Origin of the sequence: Flavobacterium rhizosphaerae (assembly GCF_046000445.1) — a bacterium.
GTDB lineage: Bacteria > Bacteroidota > Bacteroidia > Flavobacteriales > Flavobacteriaceae > Flavobacterium > Flavobacterium rhizosphaerae.
The window spans coordinates 1-15,235 of sequence record NZ_JBELPZ010000014.1 but is presented as its reverse complement, the minus strand read 5'-3'; the positions used below and the strand labels follow the sequence as shown (position 1 = coordinate 15,235).

11 protein-coding genes are annotated in these 15,235 nt (G+C 41.1%); 5 read left to right on the top strand and 6 right to left on the bottom strand.

Annotated elements, in window-relative coordinates:
• Positions 1 to 10 precede the first annotated feature (10 nt).
• The 4 genes from ABS766_RS12575 to ABS766_RS12560 form a co-directional block, all read right to left on the bottom strand.
• On the bottom strand, positions 11 to 1,501 hold the full coding sequence (locus ABS766_RS12575) for a vitamin K epoxide reductase family protein (protein WP_408085533.1): 1,491 nt from the start codon (positions 1,499 to 1,501) through the stop codon (positions 11 to 13).
• A 184-nt stretch (positions 1,502 to 1,685) separates the two neighbouring features.
• The gene (locus ABS766_RS12570; protein ID WP_408085532.1) at positions 1,686 to 3,719 is read right to left on the bottom strand and encodes a M3 family metallopeptidase; all 2,034 of its coding nucleotides are present in this window, start codon (positions 3,717 to 3,719) and stop codon (positions 1,686 to 1,688) included.
• A 111-nt stretch (positions 3,720 to 3,830) separates the two neighbouring features.
• A complete protein-coding gene (gene purE, locus ABS766_RS12565; protein ID WP_408085530.1) occupies positions 3,831 to 4,316 on the bottom strand; it encodes a 5-(carboxyamino)imidazole ribonucleotide mutase in 486 nt (161 codons plus the stop codon).
• A 55-nt stretch (positions 4,317 to 4,371) separates the two neighbouring features.
• Positions 4,372 to 5,529 carry a 5-(carboxyamino)imidazole ribonucleotide synthase gene (locus ABS766_RS12560; protein WP_408085529.1) on the bottom strand — a complete coding sequence of 386 codons (1,158 nt, stop codon included), beginning with the start codon at positions 5,527 to 5,529 and terminating at the stop codon, positions 4,372 to 4,374.
• Positions 5,530 to 5,709: 180 nt separating this feature from the next.
• Here ABS766_RS12560 and ABS766_RS12555 point away from each other — a divergent pair, with 180 nt between their 5' ends.
• Positions 5,710 to 7,173, top strand: coding sequence for a glycoside hydrolase family 130 protein (locus ABS766_RS12555; protein WP_408085528.1), 1,464 nt, complete (start codon positions 5,710 to 5,712; stop codon positions 7,171 to 7,173).
• Positions 7,174 to 7,286: 113 nt separating this feature from the next.
• Positions 7,287 to 8,576 (top strand): MFS transporter, encoded by a 1,290-nt coding sequence (locus ABS766_RS12550; RefSeq protein ID WP_408085527.1) that lies wholly within the window; start codon positions 7,287 to 7,289, stop codon positions 8,574 to 8,576.
• A 421-nt stretch (positions 8,577 to 8,997) separates the two neighbouring features.
• Here the strand turns inward: ABS766_RS12550 and ABS766_RS12545 are convergent, their stop codons facing one another.
• Positions 8,998 to 11,103, bottom strand: coding sequence for a TonB-dependent receptor (locus ABS766_RS12545; protein WP_408085526.1), 2,106 nt, complete (start codon positions 11,101 to 11,103; stop codon positions 8,998 to 9,000).
• An 83-nt stretch (positions 11,104 to 11,186) separates the two neighbouring features.
• Complete coding sequence (locus tag ABS766_RS12540; RefSeq protein WP_408085525.1) at positions 11,187 to 12,467, bottom strand: PQQ-dependent sugar dehydrogenase; 1,281 nt, start codon at positions 12,465 to 12,467, stop codon at positions 11,187 to 11,189.
• Positions 12,468 to 12,712: 245 nt separating this feature from the next.
• On the opposite strand from ABS766_RS12540, the gene hpt reads away from it, so the two are divergent.
• The 3 genes from hpt to ABS766_RS12525 are packed head-to-tail and all read left to right on the top strand — an operon-like array spanning position 12,713 to position 15,136.
• Positions 12,713 to 13,243 (top strand): hypoxanthine phosphoribosyltransferase, encoded by a 531-nt coding sequence (hpt, locus tag ABS766_RS12535; RefSeq protein WP_408085524.1) that lies wholly within the window; start codon positions 12,713 to 12,715, stop codon positions 13,241 to 13,243.
• Positions 13,244 to 13,268: 25 nt separating this feature from the next.
• Positions 13,269 to 13,847 carry an adenylate kinase gene (locus ABS766_RS12530; protein ID WP_408085523.1) on the top strand — a complete coding sequence of 193 codons (579 nt, stop codon included), beginning with the start codon at positions 13,269 to 13,271 and terminating at the stop codon, positions 13,845 to 13,847.
• Positions 13,848 to 13,858: 11 nt separating this feature from the next.
• A complete protein-coding gene (locus tag ABS766_RS12525; RefSeq protein WP_408085522.1) occupies positions 13,859 to 15,136 on the top strand; it encodes a hemolysin family protein in 1,278 nt (425 codons plus the stop codon).
• The last annotated feature ends 99 nt before the right edge of the window (positions 15,137 to 15,235 follow it).

The window sequence follows — 15,235 nt, the reverse complement described above, 5'->3', positions numbered from 1 at the left end:
TGGTTTATTATTATGTAACATATTTGTCCCACAGGCCATATTGCTCTTTTTTTGGCCCACGTGGAAATGATAAGGCCATGATTATTATCCCAGAAAATGTTGCGCAAAGCGTGAGCGCCAAACTGATATCGCTTACCAGCCACAACCCTAATGTAAGGGAGAGACCAGTGAACAGGTTTAAAAAGCGTGCCCGGCGCACAATTTCTCCCATTGATATTACCGATATAACTATAGTAAGCGCTCCGGCAAGATGTACTATGTGGGCTGCCATTGTGGTGATTTTTACCCCGAATGCATTTGGGGCAAACATAAGCGCAATACCTATTATTGTTGAGATTATTAATGTTATGGGGTAGCTCATCCCCCAAAGTGATGCTGCTATTACCTGTCCGGGTTTTTGCGGAAGTTCCTGTAATTTGGGAGAGCGCTCATCTTTATTTTCTTCAAATGCTTTACCGCCTTTCCAAAATACCTCCCACATGTTATCGCCCCGGCGTTTTGCCTGTACCATGTGCTGCCCCATGGCAATGACCTCATCAAACTCAAGCGGAATCATGGGCAGCATAATGCCGGCTGCCATAAGGCAGAAAAAGCACCAGTGGCCTACCACTACCGGTTGTGAAATAACTAAGAATATATGAACCAAACCCAGCGGAATAACTAAAATACCAAATACAAAAACCATCCACGGCATAGTGCGCCAGCGCGAGGGGCTGCCCATCCATCCCATTAAAAATTCTAACGTATAAGCAAAGGCACCCAGGGCGCCATCTGAAACAGGTAGGGAGTGTGACATAGAGGAATCAAGTACCTGCATAGAGCTGTCACCAAAAAAGGGATCCCAGGCGGTATCTATAAAACCCAACTGATATGCGCCGAGGTAACGCGAAACTACCCATCCCAAAAAACCAAGCACTATCATAGACCAGCGTTGCGGCCAGCTTGAAGGGTTATAGCTCCAGCCCGGCGGTACCTCACTGCCCATTTTCATGTATTTGATCATGTTGGGCATGCCGGGAATTAAAATGGTAAGTGCTATAATAAATACCCCCACAAGTGTTGTGTTGAGGTAGATATGTGCCGATGGTGCCCAAAACAGTAATGGCGCAAAGTTGAGCCATATACCTATAAAGCAGGCTATCCAACCACTAACGGGGCGGTTGGGAGTGAGCATGCGCCAGCCGAAAATTATTAGCAGTATGCCGCAGATAATATCATTCCACATCATATAATTTACCCGCATGGCATCGGTAAGCCACAGGCTGCGCCCGCCGGAAGGTTGCACTATTTCTTTTCCGTAACTGAAAGTAAGCGGGGAAAGGGCAAGCCAGGCGCCCAGCAATATAATGAGCCAGTATACCCAAAGGGTTTTGGCATGGTGTGCTTTAAGCATTTGCATACGGTCCATATCCATGTCATTGCCTTTTTCTTTATCCTGCATCATTTGTGGCCGGGCCACACCTCTTGATTCCATACCGCCATCGTGGTTTTGGTGCTCCATAAGGCAACTGTATTTAAAGTAAGGTTTTGTACTTTAAAGTTACTCTAAAAACTAACTGTCTAAAGATGAGAAAGGTGTGTTTATAATAGTTTTAACACTATAAAGCCTACAATGGTAAGGGTGTGTTAAAAAAAAATAGCCCCGCAAGTGCGGAGCTAATGTATAGTACAACTTTCTATTATATTTATTCTGTTAACAATCCGGCTCTTTTAAGCAATGCATCGGGTTTTGGCTCTTGCCCGCGGAATCGTTTGTACAGTTCCATAGGATGTTCTGTACCGCCTTTGCTTAGTACAAATTCTTTGAATTTTTGTGCAGTTTCTTTATCAAATATTCCTTTTTCCTGAAACAATTCAAAAGCATCGGCATCAAGTACCTCAGCCCATTTATAGCTGTAATAGCCTGAAGAATACCCACCCTGGAATATATGGCTAAACGCTGTACTTATGGCGTTTTCGGCCACTTCCGGATATAATTTTGTAGCGGCAAACTGCTTTGTTTCAAAATCTTTCAGATTAGTGATGTGGCCTGGATCTTCGCTGTGCCAACCCATATCAAGCAAGCCGAAACTTAATTGGCGCATGGTGGCTATACCTTCCTGAAAGCTTGCACTTTCTTTTATCTTTTGTATATACTCCATCGGAATCATTTCGTCTGTTTGGTAGTGGTGAGCAAAAAGCTCTAACGCTTCCGGCTCATAACACCAGTTTTCCATTACCTGGCTCGGAAGCTCTACAAAATCCCAATATACGCTGGTGCCGCTAAGGCTTGGGTAAACCGTATCGGCCAGCATGCCATGTAGTGCATGGCCAAATTCATGAAACAGGGTAGTAACCTCATTAAAGGTTAGCAGGCTTGGTTTGCTTGCGGTAGGTTTGGTAAAGTTGCATACTATGCTTACATGCGGACGCTCATTTACACCATCTAACACATATTGTGGTTTATAAGACGTCATCCAGGCACCGTTACGCTTGCCTTTACGTGGAAAAAAGTCAGCATAGAATATAGCTACTAACTCCCCATTTTCATCTTTTACCTCATACGTAGTAACATCTTTATGATACACATCAATGTCTTTAACCTCTTCAAAAGTGAGTCCATATAATCTGCCTGCAATAGTAAAGGCGCCGTTAAGCACATTTTCGAGCTTAAAGTATGGCTTAAGCTTTTCATCATCAAGGTTAAAAAGTTTTTGTTTAAGCTTTTCGCTGTAATACGCGCCATCCCATTTTTCAAGCTGCTCTATACTATCTAACTCTTTTGCGAATGCAGTTAGCTCTGCAAATTCTTTTTCGGCTGCAGGTTTTGCTTTTGCAAGTAAATCATTAAGAAATGATTTTACTTTTTCAGGATGTTCTGCCATGCGTTCCTCCAATACAAAGTGTGCATGGGTTTCATAACCCAGCAATTTGGCGCGGTCGTGGCGTAGTTTAGCAATGCGTAATACTATTTCCTCATTATTATATTCGTTTTTCTGGAAACCTTTTGCGCCAAAAGCCAACGCCATTTTTTTGCGTAGCTCGCGGTTATCAGCATAGGTCATAAAAGGCACATAACTTGGGTAGTCTAACGTAAATACCCATCCTTCTTTTTCAAAAGCGGCAGCCGTTTCTTTTGCCGATTCTATAGCACCTTCTGGTAATCCGGCAAGGTCTTTTTCATTAGTAATATGTAGTTGAAAGCCATTGGTTTCTGCTAATACGTTTTCACCAAACTGCAGGCTAAGCTTGCTAAGCTCCATATCAATTTCACGAAGCTTTGCTTTTTTGTTTTCCGGTAGGTTGGCGCCGTTGCGGCTAAAACTTTTATATTGTTTATCCAGTAAGGTTGCTTGTTCCGGTGTTAGCTGCAGGCTGTCTTTCTGCTCATACACTGTTTTTACCCTTTCAAATAAATCAGGATTCAGGCGGATGTCATTACCAAATTCACTTAATAAAGGCGAAACCTCCTGCGCTATTTTCTGTATTTCATCATTCGTTTCTGCCGAATGCAAATTGAAGAAAATGCTGGTAACCCTGTCGAGGTTTTCACCACTATAACTCATAGCGGCAACAGTATTTTCAAAAGTAGCCGGTTTGGGATTATTGGCAATAGCATCAACTTCTTCTCTGGCCTGCGCTATAGCTGCTTTAATAGCCGGCAGAAAATCTTGGTTAGTAATATTATTAAATGGTGCTGTATTATATTTTGTAGTGAATTTAGTGTTGAGTATGCTCATAATACTTATTTAAATTTTAAAAATACGGTCAACTATTATACCAAGTGTGTAATTAGTATATATGCTGACAATATAGCAGGTATAAAAAAAGCTGTCTTAGCAGCTTCAGTTTTATTGTTTTTTCATGCCTTCAGCAGCCTTATTAACACCCTCTTTAAGGTTTTGCTTATAGGCAACAATTTTATCCTGAACGGTTTTATCCTGGCTGCCCAGTATTTGCGTAGCAAGTATACCCGCATTTTTTGCACCGTTTAGTGCTACTGTGGCTACGGGTACACCACCCGGCATTTGCAGGATAGAAAGAACACTGTCCCAACCGTCTATACTATTGCTTGATTTTACCGGCACGCCTATTACAGGTAGCGGACTCATACTGGCTACCATACCGGGTAAGTGTGCTGCGCCACCGGCTCCTGCAATAATAACATTTATACCACGGGTATGTGCTGTTGTACTAAATTCGAACAACTTTTCGGGTGTGCGGTGGGCAGATACAATATCAACCTCAGTTTCTACTCCAAATTCTTTTAATATATCTATGGCATCCTGCATTACAGGCATGTCTGATATGCTGCCCATTATTATTGCTACTTTCATTCTTTCTTTTGTTTCAGGTTTAAAATTTCAGGTTCCAGGTTAAACTCTAAGCTGATTACTGGCCGCTTATAACCCTTATTGTATTTTTTACTTCTTGGGCTATACGGCGTGCTTCAGCTATATCTTCATTTACTATAGTTACGTGTCCCATTTTGCGGAATGGCCTTGTTTCTTTTTTGCCGTAAATATGTGGGGTAACGCCATCTTTAGCTAAAATGGTTTCAATATTTTCATACACCACATTGCCGGTATAGCCTTCGGCGCCTACAAGGTTTACCATTATGCCTGCTGCCTTACTATCGGTATTGCCTAAGGGCAGGTTTAAAATGGCACGAAGGTGCTGCTCAAACTGGCTGGTATAGCTGGCTTCTATAGAATAATGCCCACTGTTATGCGGCCTTGGGGCTACTTCATTCACCAATATTTCATCGTCCTGAGTCTGGAACATTTCTACCGCAAGCAGGCCAACATGGTTAAAAGCTTCGCTAACATTAAGCGCTATGGTACGGGCTTTATGTGCAACGGTATTATCAATGCGTGCAGGGCAGATTACATATTCAACCTGATTGGCTTCCGGGTGAAACTCCATTTCTACCACCGGATAGGTTTTTATTTCACCTTTAGGGTTGCGGGCCACAATAACGGCAAGCTCATTTTTAAACGCAATCATTGCTTCGCCTATACACTGTACATCAGGCAGGCCGTTAAAGCTTTCGGCGTTGCGGATAACTTTTACACCATTGCCATCATAACCGCCTTCGGTGCTTTTCCAGATAAAAGGATAGGTAAATACCCCATTTTTTACAGCCTCTTTTAATTCGGTTAAGTTTTCAAACCTCTTATAGGGAGCCGTAGGTATATTGTTTTTTATGTAAAAATCTTTCTGGTTGCCTTTATTTTGTATCTGCCGTAGCGTTTTTGGCGATGGATATACTTTTATACCTTCGGCTTCAAGCTTTTCTAAAGCAGCTACATTTACATGCTCAATTTCAAAAGTAAGTACATCAACCTGTTTGCCAAAATTATACACAGTGTCAAAATCCATAAGGCTGCCCTGTACAAAAACATTGCTGCCTATTTTGCAGGGTGCATCAGCGCTGGGGTCCAATACATAGGTTTGTATATCAAACTTACGGGTATCGGTAAGCATCATCTTACCTAACTGTCCGCCGCCTAAAATTCCTAATTTAAAACCGGAAGAAAAATAGTTCATTTATATGTGTTGTTTACAAGCGCAAAGATACTTAATACCCCAAAGATGTGCAATTGACATTTTCTGTAGTACTTTTCACGTAAATTTAGCATTTAGTAGTGATAGTAATCAAAAATTATATTTGTAATTTAGGCATTGCTTAATTTTAAAATTATTAATATTAATTAACAGCCTTCATACATGAGATTATCTGTTGAGCGTAAACCTGTAAAAGTACTCCCTGATACCAAACGTGTTATTGCACGTTTCTTTTTTAATGGGGAAGAACGATCCATAGAACTTATAAAGAAAATTTTAGCGCTTGATAAAGAAGAAGTCACTGCACTTATATTGCCGCTGCTACAGGATTTTTCTAAAAGGCACCGGAGCATAACCAAAAAACTATTGAGAAATTGCGAGCGGGTAAGGCGTTATATTGTTGCCGCAGGTTATGACTTTGAAAAACTTGACGAAGATACCAAATTGTTAATAGGCTCTTATTTTACCCACGAATATTCTATAGAATCAGCTGCGTTTTTTAACCCGAGTATAGTGCCTGACCCCGACCAGGGTAACCTTGAAGAAGGGCAGTTGCGTGTGATAATAAGCTTTAGGGCAGTAGGCGAGGGGCACGTGTCATCAGTAGTATTCCGCAGGGCGATATTAGACCGCAATAATGACATTACTATTATACCATCGGGCGATTATATTGATGAAGCCGATAAAATTCATAATGTAATGTACCAGAAAAGGCTTTTTATCAAAAAGGCACAAGAGGCTGATATTAATGATGAGTTTTTAAAGATGGTAGATGAGCAGCTGCCGGAACGTTTTGATTATGAGCAATTAAAGAAAATAGTATTACAGGCAAGGGCAGAAGCTACTGATGTGGAAACTATACGCGAGTATAACATGATACTTTCATTATCTGATAGTTACAGGCGTATTACTTTTTCTAAAGATACTGACATAAGCGACAGGGTGATTTTCCCGATATCTGATTTTGAAAGCAAAGGTATTGAAGATGCCCGTTTTGTGAAATTTGTAGATGATGATGGCAAAGAGAAGTATTATGCTACCTATACGGCCTATGACGGCCTGCATATAATGCCAAAATTACTGCGTACTACCGATTTTTACGAATTTAAAACCAGCCCGCTTAACGGCACAGGGGCTAAAAATAAAAACCTGGCATTATTTCCACGTAAAATAAATGGTAAATATGCCATGCTTTCCCGTATTGATGGCTGGAATAACTACCTGATGTACAGTGAAAATATTAACGAGTGGGAAAATCCTATCAAGATACAGTCGCCCGAATACCCGTGGGAGTATGTGCAGATTGGTAACTGTGGTTCGCCTATTGAAACGGAGTATGGCTGGCTGGTAGTAACCCACGCGGTGGGTTCTATGAGGCGTTACAGTATTAGTGCTTCGCTGCTTGACCTGGATGATCCTTCCATAGAGATAGGCCGCCTTAAAGACCCGCTTATTATTCCAAATCCTGATGAGCGGGAAGGCTACGTGCCTAATGTGGTATATAGTTGCGGCTCTATTATTCATAATGATGAGCTGATTATACCTTATGGGCTTAGCGACCACAGCTCGGGCTTTGCTACGGTAAAGTTACAGACATTATTAGACAGGCTGAGGAACGGCGGTTAATTGTACATGAGTTAAAACTTTAATGGCAGTATTTTGTTTTTGCGTTCTATAATTGTTGGCTAAAATAAAATACTGCCAATTGAGTTTTTTATCTTTGCAGTAAATACCCACTGATGGAAAATGAAAAGGCAAATGAACCCCAGAAAGGTTTTTATGCCAAAAACCCTGTTTTAAAATTTAAGGAATTCCTAAATTTTCTTGTAGTACGTTTTGGGCTTCTCTTTGCCCTTAATATGCAGGTTACCACAATATTTTATTGGGTGTATAATATAACAGGCGATAAACTTAGCTTAGGGTTTGTAGGGTTGGCCGAAGTAATACCTGCTATAGGCTGCTCTTTTTTTGCAGGACATTTTGTAGACCTTGCCGAAAAAAGGAAAATGGTGCTTGCCTGTGTAGTTTCCTATATTTTTTTAGGGAGCGCGCTGTTTGCGCTCACTACGCCTGTGGTATTTAACCACCTTGGATTAGACTTTACCTTATATCTTATTTATTTTTTTGTATTTATAGGAGGGGTGATACGCTCATTTATGGGGCCCTCTTTATTCTCTTTATTCGGGCTGGTGCTTCCGCGTAAGCATTATGCTAACGGAACCAGCTGGAGTAGTATGATGATGGAAATGGGCAAAATGCTGGGGCCGCTTGCTGCCGGTGTAATGATTGCTATAGATGGTGTTATAACCGGCATGCTGGCTGTAGTGGTTATTATGGTAGTATTGCTTATACCGGCACTTAATATTAAGCCAAAACCAATTATAAGAAAAGAGAATAAAGAGCCGATATTGCAAAGCCTTTTTCAGGGGGTGCATTTTGTGCTGAAAACCCCTGCCTTGCTGGGTGCGCAATTGTTAGATATGTTCTCTGTTCTTTTTGGTGGTGCAGTGGCATTATTGCCGGTATACCAAAAAGAGATATTGCATGTTGATGAGGTGGGCTTTGGCCTGTTGCGTTCGGCACCAGGTGTTGGTGCATTGCTCACTATGGTATTGCTGGCCTTTATACCGTTAAAAACATATCCCGGGCGCAAATTATTTTTAGCGGTTGCGGGTTTTGCAATTTCTATTATTGTATTTGGTATTTCTAAAAACTTTATGCTGTCCTTTTTTATGCTGCTGCTTAGCGGTATGTTTGATGCCATAAGCGTAGTAGTGCGGGGCACTATTTTACAACTTGTTACGCCCGACCATATGCGGGGCAGGGTAGCATCGGTAAATACAATATTTGTAAGCTCATCGAACGAGCTGGGCGATTTTGAAAGCGGTGTTATGGCGCACTGGCTGGGTACTGTAAGGGCTGTGGTTACCGGCGGCTGTTTAACCCTTGGAGTAGTTATAATAACTTTTTTTAGCGCAAAACAGTTAAGAAATTTTGGTTTTGAAACTGATGAGGAGCATTTGGAATAAAAATAAAGCCCGCACATAAAGTACGGGCCTCCCACAGATGAAAATTGTTTGTTGTGATTTGCTCAAAACTATTACAACTTTTTAAAAAAGCCTGCATTTGTCCAAAATTTTATACCCCTTAAATTATGGTTGCAGCAAATCATTTCTCCTATTTCAAATATATATAAAATATTGCATTCATAATAATGTAGGGTTATATTTATGTAATTCTTTTTTTTAACTGTATTCTGATAAATAAAAAACATTTAAAGGATGATTACGCCTTTAAATGTTTAGTAAATTTTAGGGAGTGTTATAAAATCACTAAAACGTTTTAGTTTGTGCGTGTGTTATTTTTATTACATTTTATGGTTTATGTAGCCTTTTATAGCAGATAAACGCCTGTTTACTACTCCTTTTCACTATTTTATCATCGCCCGGTTTAAAATACATAGGTGAGGCCGATATTACTATAATAGTTTACCGGCATGCCCGGATAATAATAACGTGGAGATGCACCGTTAAAACCTGTAGCATTAACCAGCACCATGCTGGCATAATGTGTATTGGCCATGTTATTTATACCTGCCGAAACCATCATGCTAAGGCCAAAATTTGTCTTGTAGGCCCACCCGGCTTTAGTATTTAGTATACTATAGCTATCGGTATAAAGTGAATTGGCATCATTAAGCGGTATTTTGCCTGTAAAGTAATAATCGCCACTTATGTAAAACCCTAACGGCAGGCCAAGGGTTATGCCCCCGTTAATTTTATTTTTAGGTACCCCGGTAAGTTCATTCCCGGAAAAATCTGTGCCGTTATTTATAAATTCCTTAAACTCATAATGACCTATAGAAGCAGCTATATAGGGTTGTATGGTAAAATCTTCGACAATATTTTTTATGTATTTAACCGATGCCTCGATACCCTGATGCAATGTTTTTCCGGCATTTACCCCAACATATTGGTCGTTACCCACACGTTGTGCCACCAGCAGGTCTTTTATTTCCATACGGTACAAGGAAATTTCGGCATACAGGCTGCGGTTAAACAGGTAAAATTTTCCACCTGCTTCAAAATTATAGCCGTTTTCGGGCTTAATATCCGGATTTATGGTGCCTGCCGGTGTAAGTGTTTCTTCTATGGCGGGCAAAGAAAACCCGCGGCTTACAGAGGCATAAATTGTTTTGAGTTGACTGGGTTTATATAATAATGATACCTGAGGAGACCAGATGCCGTTATAACTATAATCTTCGTCTGAAGTATTTTCAGCAGGGAAGGTGTTTTGTAAGTTAAAGGCCGTTTTATTATAGTTTACTCCTGCCTGTAATTCTGTTTTTGGTAATAAGGGCAGGCGTAGTTGTGCAAAAGCATTTATAAAATGGCGGCGTTGTTCGCTACCTGTAAGTCTTTCTCCTTCCAGGGTGCCGTTGCCGTTGTTTTCTTCATACAGGTTGGCAAAGTTACCGCCGTCAAAACCATCAGCAAAATATTCCATTCCTGCTATAAAACCGGCTTTGCGGTTGCCCAGCTTCACGTTGCCTGTAAATTGTGTGCGTGCGCCATAAGCGGTAGTGTTTTGCGTGAGTATATCAAAGGGGCGCGGCTCATAACTGTCTTTTGCATTTACAAATACAGAAGTAGCATTTGTAAGCCATTCGGCTACTTTCCAGTTGTATGCCAGCCCGCCCATCCAGGAATGGTACTGTTCATAGCCTTTAGAGGCTCCCCATGTAAAGGCTGCCGATTTTGGGCTGTTATCAAAAGTTTGCTTATCAACAGAGCTGGGAATGTATGCCTTCATATACGTGTAGTTACCAAAATAAGTAAGGCTACTGTTTTCTTTGCGAAAGAGATTGCCCGCCAGGGTTATGCCTTCACGGTTGTATTTGCTGTTATCGCGCCAACCGTCGCTTTGCAGATTGTGGTAACTGAGGTTAAGGCTGCCCGAATTAGTTGTTAGCCCGTATTGTATGGTGTTTTTTAGCAGGCCAAAGGAACCAAATGTACTGTTTATCATGGCTGAACTACCGGGAATTGAGGCGTGTTTGGGCTCTAGGAGTATAGCGCCGCCAAGCCCCGCGCCATACAGGCTGGAAAGAGGCCCTTTTATTACCTCAATTTTATTGATGATTTGCAGGTCAATATCTTCTATAGTAGTTTCGCTATCTCCGGAAGTTAGCGGTATATTCCCATAAAAGGCTCTTATTTTGTTTGTGCCGTAAGGTGTGCGTGCCCCTATGCCCCTAATTGAAATGCGGTTAGTGTTTATAGCCCCGCTTTGCATTAGTACCCCGGGCAGGGTATTAAGTATGGGTGAAATATCTACAGTATTGTTGCGTTGAATATCTTTCGCGGTTAACACACTTACTGAAGCGGGGGCGTTTAAAAGGCTATCATTAATATGATAGGTACTAATGGTGAGTTCCTGTAACTGATTGGCATTTGTTTGCGGATATTTGTTAATGCTGTCGGTTATTGTTTTTTGTTGTGCGTAGCTAATAATAAAGGTAAAGAAAAAGCAAATAAGGGTAATTTTGTTATTCATGGTGTGTTATAATAGGTGCTAAATGTAAAAAAAATCCTGCGTAGTAATTTTAGCAGGATTTTAAATAATTATAGTAAGAAATGTTATTGCTTGTTAGCAGATACTTTCCATAGCATTCCCCCGGCATCGTCATTAACAAGTAATGAACCATCATTCATAACGGTTACATCAACCGGGCGGCCATATACTTCAGGCTTTTCCGGATCTTCTATAAAACCGGTAAGAAAGTCCTGTGGCTCTCCGGTGGGCTTTCCGTTTTCAAAGGGGACAAATACTACTTTATATCCCGAAATTTTACTGCGGTTCCATGAACCGTGCTGGCCAACAAAAGCGCCATTTTTATATTGGGACGGAAAGGCATCTTTATCATAAAAGCATAGCCCTAACGAGGCAGTATGCGAGCCGGCAGGTACATCGGGCACTATAGCTTTTTTTACCATATCGGGTGCTTTGCCCTTCATGCGGGGATCTTCTATCTGCCCGTAGTAGGAGTAAGGCCATCCGTAAAAAGCACCTTGTTTAACGCTGGTAATATAATCGGGTACTAAATTATCGCCCAGTTCGTCACGTTCGTTTACAGCAGTCCAAAGTTCTTTTGTAACCGGATTCCAGGCCATGCCTACCGGGTTACGCAGGCCGTTGGCATAAATACGCTCTTCGCTGCCGTCAGGGTTAATTTCAAGTATGTTGGCACGGCGTTTTTCTTCATCCATACCATATTCGCCAACATTACTGGCAGAACCTACCGAGATATATATTTTTGTGCCGTCAGCATTAGCAATAAGGTTACGTGTCCAGTGGTGGTTATAACCGCCCGCAGGCAGGTCAACAATTTTTTCGCCATCGCCCTGTAATTTTGTATCGCCTGCTTTATAAGGATAACGGTAAAGTCCATCAGTATTGGCTACATAAAAATAATTATTGAGTACCAGCATACCGTAAGGCTGTTTAAGGTCTTCTTTAAATACACTATGCGTTTCAAAAGTGCCGTCGCCATCTTTATCCCTAAACATAGTAATACGGTCTGCACTTTTGCCGCCGTCATTACTTTCGGCTACAAAAATATCGCCGTTAGGGGCAATATAGGTGTTGCGTGGGTTATCCAGCCCTGACGCAAATTTGGTAACTGTAAAACTGGCGGGGGCTTTTGGTGTGGTGCCTTCCGGCCAGTCGGCCATACTGTTATTGTTGGTAACCGATTTGGTTTCGTAAGGCGGTGGCAGGGTAAGGCTGCCTATTGCGGTTTGCACCGTAGTGCTGCCCTGTGCGTTGGCTTCCTGTTTTTCCTCTTCAGATACCTTATCCTTACAAGAGGTTAATAGTAATAAAGCGCATAGGGTTGTTGTATAAAATGCTGTTTTCATGTATGTCAGTAATTTTAAATTATTGGGATAACTTAAAATTACATATTTAAACATGCAATGCCGGGCAACGTGTTTAATTTTATAAGCACTTTAACACGGTGCCGGAAAGTATAGGGTTTTTATAAAGTATACAGTTGTACAGAGGTAAAGGTAAGGTATTCTCAAAAAAAGTATAAAATAAACTACTGTTTATAAACGGCTATGGCTGAATTACTATATTTGCACAAATAAATACACAGTAAAGGGTGATACAGCTTCATGATAAGCATTTTGTTCCGTTTATAAACGCTCAGGATATAGCTGTTGTTTTACAGCGCATAGCCGGTACTATTATGGATGACCTTAATGGGGAAATTCCGGTTTTTGTAGGGGTGCTTAACGGGGCATTTATGTTTTTTTCTGACCTGTTAAAATATTATACTGCCCCTTGTGAAGTAAACTTTTTACGGCTGTCTTCTTACGAGGGTACCGCAAGTACCGGTACGGTAAATCAGGTTATGGGACTAAACCAAAGCCTTAAGGGCCGTACTGTGGTGATAGTAGAAGATATTGTAGATACCGGCAACACCATAGAAAAACTAAAGGATATTTTTGAAGCCCAAAAAGTAAAGCAGCTAAAAATAGCCACGCTTTTTTTTAAGCCACAGGCGTATACTAAAACCATATCTATAGATTATACGGGTTTTGAAATCCCTAATAAATTTATTGTAGGCTACGGCCTGGATTATGACGGGCTTGGGCGCAACCTGCCCGAAGTTTATCAATTACACTCATAAAAATTAAATAACAATAGTTCATAAAATGTTAAACATTGTACTTTTTGGAAAGCCCGGAGCCGGCAAAGGCACTCAGGCTGAGTTTTTAAAAGGAAAATATAACCTTACGCATATTTCTACCGGCGATGTATTTCGCTATAACCTGAAAAATGATACCGAACTTGGAAAACAGGCAAAATTTTATATGGATAAAGGCGATTTGGTACCCGACAGCCTTACCATAAAAATGCTTCAGGAAGAAGTAGAAAAGCACGAAGGCACCACAAAAGGCTTTTTGTTTGACGGTTTTCCGCGTACGGTGCCACAAGCCGAAGCGCTGGACAGGTTTTTGATAAGCAAAGGGTGGGAAGTAACCGCTACCATTGCCCTTGAAGCAGATGATGAGGTTTTGGTACAACGCCTTTTAGAACGTGGAAAAACCAGCGGCCGTGCCGATGACCAGGACGAAAACCTGATACGCAACCGCTACCAGGAATATAATGAAAAAACCGCACCCCTTATAGATTTTTATAAACATCAGGAAAAGTTTTATGAGGTGGACGGTATAGGGTCTGTTGCCGAAATAACCGAAAGGTTGAGCCTGGTAATAGACAGGTTTAACTAAAACAGCACCACTTGGAAATAGCCATAATTTTATTTCTTATTATACTTAACGGTGTTTTTTCCATGTCGGAAATTGCATTGATCTCTGCACGGAAAAGCCGTTTGGAAACGGCAGCAAAAAAGGGGAACACCAGCGCGCAGGCCGCATTGAACCTGGCAAACTCTCCCAACAAATTTTTAAGTACGGTACAAATAGGCATAACACTTATTGGTATACTTACCGGTATTTATTCTGGAGATAAGGTAACGGATGATGTTCGTGTTTTTTTAGAAAATATAGCATTTTTAAAACCTTATGCCGCCAACCTTTCGGTAGGAGTGGTAGTAGTAATACTTACTTTCTTTTCGCTGGTTTTGGGCGAATTGCTGCCCAAAAGGGTTGGACTTACCTATCCTGAAACTATTGCAAAACTTGTGGCATTGCCCATGAAGTTTGTTTCCATAATCACCGCGCCGTTTATCTGGCTGTTAACAGTGAGTACTGATTTTTTAATGAAACTGTTTAACATTCGCCCCACAGCCGATGGCAAAGTGACGGAAGAAGAAATAAAGGCCATTATTAAAGAAGGTACCGAGGGTGGCGAAGTACAGGAGATTGAGCATGATATTATGGAACGTGTATTTAATATTGGCGACAGGAAAGTAAACTCGCTAATGACACACCGTAAATCGGTTTCCTACCTTTCTGCCGAAAGCAATAAAGAAAAGGTACGTGATATTATGCTGGAAGAACTGCACTCGGTATACCCCGTATGTGAGGAAAACAGCCTTGATGAGGTGGTTGGCGTAGTAAACCTGAAAGATATTTTTGCCAATTACGAGCGTGAAAATTTCCGCCTTAAGGAGATAATGAGCGAGCCGGTATATCTTATAGAGCACACCTCAGCTTATAAAGCACTGGAAATTTTTAAGCAAACCAAAGTGCATTATGCTTTTGTTACCGATGAGTATGGCGTGTTTCAGGGTATTATTACCTTAAATGATATTCTGGAGGCACTTGTGGGCGGCGCATCTGATTTTTATGATGATGAGTACCAGCTTACACAACAGGCAGACGGTAGCTGGATTGTAGATGGGCAATATCCGCTACATGACTTTCTGGCCTATTTTGACCTTGATGAGCTTATGTCTGAGTATGATGTAACCACACTAAGCGGGCTTATCATGACAGAACTGAGCTATATACCTAAGCAAGGTGAAAAACTGGCCTGGAACCTGTATGAACTAACTGTACTTAAAATGGACGGTGTAAAAATTGATAAGGTAAAAGTAAAATCGCTGAAAGAGTAAGCTTATTCTTAATGGATTGATTAGGGGCTGTCTCAAAAGTGAGTCAGCCCTATTTTTTTTAAACAAATAAGGGAGCCCGCGGGTTCCCTTTATTCTGCA